This is a genomic window from Hyalangium sp., assembly GCF_035629615.1.
GTDB lineage: Bacteria > Myxococcota > Myxococcia > Myxococcales > Myxococcaceae > Hyalangium.
In genome coordinates this window covers 1-6771 of the sequence record NZ_DASPHO010000877.1, presented here as the reverse complement: position 1 = coordinate 6771, position 6771 = coordinate 1, and the positions used below count along the sequence as shown (strand labels likewise).

Below are 6771 nucleotides of genomic sequence, written 5' to 3'. Positions count from 1 at the left end.
ATGACCTTGTCACTCCCCGTGACGTACTTGGCCTGATCAATCCAATTCATGACCCTGAGGGCATTGAACCAGAAAGGCGGCGTATAGACCTGGGAGGTCGCCAGCTCGCGGCCGATCGTGTAGTAGCCCTTGGCCTCTAGCGCGCCGGGGGTGCCTCCAAAGTCCGCTGGGTTCGAGCCCCAGCCATGAACGAACACGACGGGATCGAAGTTCCAGCCCATGATATTCACAATCAGGCTCTGCCCAGTTCGAGAGAGGGTTTCGGTGTAGTGGGTGTCCCGGAACGCGGCGGAGCCAAAAGTCCACTCTGGCTTGCTCGTCCTCAGGGTGTAGGTGCCGAGCGGCAGCCCCGAGAGAGTGTAATAACCAGAGGCATTCGTGACCGCGACGTGTCCGTTACCGTCAGCCACCGTCGCCCCGGCAATGGGGACGCCGTTGCGATCTCTCACCTGGCCTTGGATGACTCCTGTCCCTGCCGGCGGAGGGCAGTTCCACGGATTGGCGCTTTGATCGTTGATGGCGACCCAGAAGCGGCTGGCGCGGCTGATCGTTCCATCCGCATACCACGCATTCCCGTGGCCCCCATCATGATACTCCCCCATGACCCACTCAGGACCAAAGGCCTGTGCGCAGAGTTGATTCGCTGCCGCTCGAGACCTCAGATCATACCCGAGATGGGGTGGGGTCAGCTTGATGTACCCCCCCGCCCACCCAGCGCTCTCCAGAAACAGGTACCACGGTCGCTCCAGTCCCTCCTTATTCAGGCAGAGAATGGGGAGGGACGTCGCGCAGGAGGTATCTCCTTGGTAGGCATTGGTGAATGCGTCTGCACCTACGAGATCGGCGGATACTATGCGCTTCTTCCAAGTCCAGGTCATCCCCTTGCACTCACATGCAAACGCCACTGCGGGAGCCATCATCAGAGCCGCCCCCGCCAGTGCCGCCAAGACGTAAAGCTGCCGACGCATCATTCCAAGACTCATTGCTCACTCCCTCGCAGCAGGTGGAATGGCGCTACAGTAGGGCTCTGAGGCGGCTGCTGCTGTGAGGCAGCCCATAGGGAGAAAGTGAGCGCGCTCACAGCCTCGGTCGCACGGGTCTGGCGCGGAGTCGTGCTATGGCCTGTCTCCATGAGGCGGAGTGCCCGCCTGGGCGTGAGCACGAGGGAGGATGCGCCGATATGTCGTACGCACAGCTGCTGTCCCGGATTTCCATCTTCGAGGAGCTTCAGGCAGAGGAGCTGGAGCAACTGTCCTCGCTTCTGCGCTCCCGGCGCTACGCCAAGGGCGAGGTCATCTTCCACCAGGGGGATGTGGGCACGGCCCTCTACATCGTCCGCAAGGGTCAGGTGGCCATCCGCCTCAGCTCCGAGGAGGGCAAGGAGGCCATCCTGGCGCTGCTCGATCGGGGAGACTTCTTCGGCGAGTTGGCGCTCCTGGATGAGGAGCCACGCTCGACGGATGCCGTCGCGCGGGAGGAGGCCGACCTGCTAAGCCTCCAGCGGGAGGACTTCCGCCGCTTCCTGAAGGAGCGTCCCGAGGTGGCCATGAGGCTCCTGGCGACGCTGACGCGGCTGGTGCGGCGTGTCACGCAGCTCATCCATGACGCGACGTTCCTGGATGCTCGCGCGCGGCTGGTGCGCGTGCTGCTGGAGCTGGCCCAGCAGCAGGGCCAGCCTGGCGCCGACGGCGTGGTCATCAGCCAGCGGCTGACCCAGTCGGAGCTGGCCAACCTCTGCGGCCTCACCCGGGAGAGCACCAACAAGTGGTTGCGCTTCTATGTGCGCGAGGGCCTGCTCTCCTACGAGGGGGGGAAGATTACGCTGGTCAAGCCCGATCGGCTCGGCCAGGAGGCCGAGTGAGCCCCCCCTCGGCGCATCGAGGTGATCCCGCCATCGCCTCTCCCGCGCTCACTCACATGGCGGCGCTGGGTATGTGCTGCTGCGCCAGCCTCCGGGGCCCTACTGAAGGCGGAGGTCGAAGCCGAGGCCGGCCTGAGCGGTGAGAGCGAAGCGGTAGCGATCGTCGCGGCCGATGAAGAAGTAGTCGGCCCCCAGCTCCGCCAGCCCCACCATGCCTGCGGGCAGCGCGAACCGAAGCCCCACCGCCGGGCCTGCGCCGTAGCTCCTGAGGCCCGGCAGGAGGCTGGCCCGGAGGCCCACGAAGGGACGCAAGGCGGCGTGGCCGAACTGGATGCCACCTTGCAGGTGGAAGGCTGGGGGATCGCCCAGCAGCACGCGCAGGCTGCCCTCCAGGGACGAGCTCCGGAGCGTAGCGCCCGCTCCTACCGTCCACCGACCGTCGACGGCCTCGAAGAGGCTCACGGCCTCAGGCCTCACGTAGAGTGGGAGTGGCGGAGGGGGACGCCGCAGCGCTTCCTCGCGCGCCTTGCGCTCCAGCTCGGCGGTCCGGGCCGCGAACTGACTCTCGGACTCGATCTGCTCGCGGATGACCTTGGCCAGCTCGACCAGCTCGGGTGGGAACCAGTCCGGATCGACGCTCTGCTCGGGGTGCTCGCGAGCCAGGAGCTCCAGGTGCTTGCGAGCCTCCTCCACCTTGCCGAGAGTATGGAGCGAGGCGGCCAGGTAGAGCCGCGCTTTAGCGCGCTCCGAGGAAGCGCGCTGTGGGTCGGCCAGGGTCTGTTCGAAAGCGTGGGCCGCCGCCTCGTATTCACCGCTCTCGTAGAGCTGGATGCCTGCGGGATCCGCCCACGCGGCAAGAGGGAGGACCAGGATGAGCGCCAGTAGCAGCAGCAGCGGGGAGCGGATCATGGAGAAGGCGTGGAGGGCACCTGAGCGAGCGCGCTCAAGTCCACCGAGACAGGGAGGGTGGCGTTGGGAGTGATGACGATCTTCTGCCGGTGGGCCAGGCGAGAGTTCTTCAACTCGAGCTCATGCTCGCCCGCAGGCAGCAAGTAGGAGTGCTGCCCTGGCACGCGCCCCTGTTTCTGGCCATCCACCCAGACGTCCGCCCATCCCTTCACCTTCAGGTGGAGGGTTCCGGATCCCCCGCGCTCCAGGACAGGCTCGGGCGTGGCCACGGCAGGAAACGGAGTGGGGATGGCAGGAGATGGAGCCGGCCGTGAGGGGCCGGGCGGCTTCCTCTTCCTCACAGGCGCGGGGGTGGCGATAGCAGGCTTGGGGGGCTCCTCGGGCTGAGGGGCCGGGGCCGGAGGAGGCTGGAGCGAGGGGACGGGCTCGCTGACCGTCGGCATGGGAGGCTGCTGTGTGGGGGCGGGCGAGGGCTCGACGGGCGCGGGGGGAGCTGTTCCTTCGGGGGAATGAGCTCGGTTCAAGACCATTCCCACCGCGAGGATGGCCGTCAGCACGCCACCCACCACCGTAGCCCACCGCCAACCCGCCCGGCGAGGCGGAGGCGGCACCGGCGCCGTCACCTGCGCCACGGGCACAGGCACGGGGGGCGCGGGAGACAGGCTGACGGTCGGAGTGCTGGGGAGCGCTGCATCGGACGCGGGTTGCACTACGGGGATGGAGCGGGAGATCCGGGACACCAGCGTGCTAGCGCCGTCTCGCGGCTGGAGCAGGGCTCGCAGCTCCCGGGCCACCTCGCTGGCCGAAGCCGGGCGCTGCCGGGGCTCCTTGGCGAGCAGCCGCAGGACGAGCGCGTCGAGCTCTGCGGGTAGCGCCACCAGCGACGAGGGCACCGGCGGTGGCGTCTTCAGGTGGTGGATGAGCACCTCCATGTGCGCGCGGCCTGGGAAGGGCCGCTGCCCGGTGAGCAGCTCGAAGGCGATGATGCCCACTGCATACAGATCCGTCTGTGGCCCCACTGCCTCGCCGAGCGCCTGCTCCGGCGCCATGTACTGCGGTGTGCCGACGATGAGGTTCGAGTGCGTCTGCGCCGTGGTGCCGTTGGGAACGGCGGTGCGCTTGGCCAGTCCGAAGTCGAGCACCTTGATGTGCTCGGTGCCGTTGGATTGCCGGACGACGAAGATGTTGCTCGGCTTGAGGTCGCGGTGGATGACGCCCGCGGCGTGCGCGGCCGAGAGCGCGTCCAGCACCTCGCACAGCAGCGGGAGCGCCTCGGGGAGGGGCAGCGGCGCGCGCTCCTTGACGAGTTCATCCAGGGGCCGGCCCTCGAGGTACTCCATGACGAGGTATTGGCCGAGTCCCGGCTGCTGGCCGAACCCGAAGATGTCGATGATGCCGTGGTGGCGGATGACGCTGGCGGCGCGGGCCTCGGTCAACAGGCCGCGCGCGTTCGGGCCCTTGGCCAGCTCCTCGCGGATGAACTTGATGGCCACCTTGCGGCCAATGGCGATGTGCTCGCCCTCATAGACGATGCCCATCCCGCCGCTGCCCACGTACCTGCGGACCACGTACTCGCCGAGCTGCTGGCCTATCAGCGCATCCGGCTTCTCGGGCTCCGGTGAGAGGGGTTCCAGCCCGAAGAAGTCTGCGGGGGGGCTGTCTGGCGCGGGCGTGGCGGGCGGGAGGAACGTCTCGGTTCGCTCGGAAACCTTGTCAGCCACGGCATTGCCGTGACGGGGACACTCCACCGCTCCTGGGGGCAGGGGCTCGCCGCAGATCTGACAGGAGAGGATGGCGGGGTGGCTCATAGTCGAAGCATTGCGCCCCCCATTTCGTACCACACCCGCCAAGCCCCCGGCGATGCCAGGAAGCTCCGCCGCTCGTCTGGTGCCGCCCGCCTGCTTACGCCTCCTCCGAGAGGGGGCCTCCGTGTGGACGGCGGCGCCTGCGCAGCCCCAGGAGCAGCAAGGCCCAGGGCCAGCCCCGCCAGAGGGAGCCATCTCCCACCGAGCAGCTGAAGCCGTAGTAACCACTCTTGACCATGCGCCACGTGTGCTGGGCGGGGTCGGGGTCCACGTGGTCCGCCAGATCGCGTGCGCGCACCTGGAAGGTGTGGCTGCCGTCGCCCAGGTTCTCCACGGTCTGGGGGCTGGTGCAGGGGGTGAAGGTGGCGCCATCCAGGCTGCACTCGTAGGAGCGCACGTCCCCGTCGTCGGAGGAGAACTGGAAGGAGACGCTCGCCGCCGGCCCGTCCGGGGGGAGCTCGGAGGGCGAGGTGAAGAAGGTGTCTGGAGGGGCGAGGTTGCGGACGAGGATGACCTTGCCGCCGGTGGTCTGGCCGCTGGAGGTGACGTTGAGCAGGTAGTGGCCGTCCGGAAGGCGAGGCGGCAGGGTCGCGGTGACGGAGATGTCCGAGAAGCTCTGCTTCGGAGGGGTGAACCACTGGCCTGTCTCGAAAGAGCGCAGGCTCAGCAGCGGGAAGTCGACAGCGGAGGAGCCGGTGCCGCCACCACTGGCTTCGGCCCCACCCCGGAAGCGCTCCCCTGTCACAATCAGGGGCACGCCGGGCTCGAAGGAGTTTCGAGCCGAGTCGTTGGTGGGCTCCAGCCGGGTGATGAGGGGGCGCTGGGCGAGGTTGCCGCCCGGGACGCTGTACAGCTCGGCGGAGGAGAGCACGCCGGAGGTGCCGGTGCCGCCGAGCACGAGCAGGTTGCCATCAGGCAGCGCGACCAGGGCGTGTTCGGCTCGGGCCTCGAGCAAGGGAGGAGCCGGGGACCAGGAGTCAGTGCCCGGCTCATACAGCTCGGCGGTGGCGAGCGGAGCACCGTCTTGACCATACCCACCGGTGACGAGCACCTGCCCGGTGGGCAGCGGAATGGCGGCGTGTTGGGCGCGGGCCTGGGACATGGATGCGGAGAGGGTCCAAGTCTGGCTCGTGGGAGCGTACAGCTCGGAGCCACTGGAGGGCCGCTTCAGCTCATCGTAGCCCCCCACCACGAACACCCTGCCATCCGGCAGGAGCGTGGCGGTATGGGAGTAGTGGCGCAGCTTCGGCTTCCCTGTGGAGGGCGCGGCGGTCCAGGCCCGGGTGAAGGGGTCGTAGAGCGCGGATTTCAAGTCGACGACGTTATCGCTTCTTCCCCCGGCGAGGAGGACCTGGCCATCCGGGAGCAGCGTCGCGGTGTGGTCCGAGGACAGGGCACGTATGTCGTGAACGCTTGAGGGCTCCCACTTCTGGGTAGCAATGTCGTACTCCTCAGAAGATTGCAGTGCGCCCAACTTGCCGTCTCTCACTCCTATTCCTCCGGCCACGAGAACCCTGCCAGTCGGCAGCAGGGTGGCGGTGTGAGCGCCTCGGGCGTCATCGAGCTGGTTTTCGATCGAGGTGCAGTTGGGGGGAGAGGGCGCCGGGTCGTACAGTTCCGCGGAGTCGAGCGGCCTTCCATCATCCGAGAATCCGCCCGCCACGAGCACCTTCCCGTCCGGCAGCAGGGTGGCTGTGTGCCCATGGCGGGCTTCGCACAGCGAGGCCGTCGGAGCCGCCGACCAGGAACCGCCGTTCGAGGCGGCGTAAACCTCGGCGGAGCGCAGCGGCGTACCTCCAGCGGCGGGTGGTCCGGTGCCACCCGCCACGAGCACCTTCCCGTCCGGCAGCGGGATGGCGGTGAACTCGCGGCGAGGCTCGCCCATGCTCCCGACGGGGGACCAGACGCCGGTGTTCGCGTCGTAGAGGATGGAGGAGGAGTTGACGAGGCTGAGGCTCCTGTAGCCGCCTGTCACGAGGACCCTGCCGCCCGGGAGCAGTGTCGCCGTGTGGAGGACGCGACCCGTGACGGGCAATGGCGCTGCGGGGGACCATCTGTTGGTCTCGCTCTGGTTCGGGTCGTACACCCAGGTGATGTTGAGAGGGGGGGAGGTCGCATCACTCTCTCCGTCGAGAGAGACGTTTGTCGCATCACTCCCTCCGGTGACCAGCACCCTGCCGTCGGGAAGCAGGGTGG

5 protein-coding genes are annotated in these 6771 nt (G+C 68.0%); 1 reads left to right on the top strand and 4 read right to left on the bottom strand.

Going from position 1 to position 6771, the window contains the following annotated elements; genetic code table 11:
• Positions 1 to 971: carboxypeptidase-like regulatory domain-containing protein (locus VD972_RS43880; RefSeq protein WP_324995828.1), on the bottom strand; the 971-nt coding region annotated here is incomplete at its 3' end.
• A 209-nt stretch (positions 972 to 1180) separates the two neighbouring features.
• On the opposite strand from VD972_RS43880, the gene VD972_RS43875 reads away from it, so the two are divergent.
• Complete coding sequence (locus VD972_RS43875) at positions 1181 to 1861, top strand: Crp/Fnr family transcriptional regulator (protein ID WP_324995826.1); 681 nt, start codon at positions 1181 to 1183, stop codon at positions 1859 to 1861.
• Positions 1862 to 1960: 99 nt separating this feature from the next.
• On the opposite strand, the gene VD972_RS43870 is transcribed toward VD972_RS43875, so the two are convergent.
• The 3 genes from VD972_RS43870 to VD972_RS43860 all read right to left on the bottom strand — a co-directional run.
• Entirely contained in the window at positions 1961 to 2770 is an 810-nt protein-coding gene (locus VD972_RS43870) for a tetratricopeptide repeat protein (protein WP_324995824.1), read from the bottom strand.
• Positions 2767 to 4518 (bottom strand): serine/threonine-protein kinase, encoded by a 1752-nt coding sequence (locus VD972_RS43865; RefSeq protein WP_324995822.1) that lies wholly within the window; start codon positions 4516 to 4518, stop codon positions 2767 to 2769. The genes VD972_RS43870 and VD972_RS43865 overlap by 4 nt, the downstream gene beginning before the upstream one ends.
• 154 nt (positions 4519 to 4672) lie before the next feature.
• On the bottom strand, positions 4673 to 6771 hold a 2099-nt coding region (locus VD972_RS43860; RefSeq protein WP_324995820.1), incomplete at its 5' end, for a Kelch repeat-containing protein.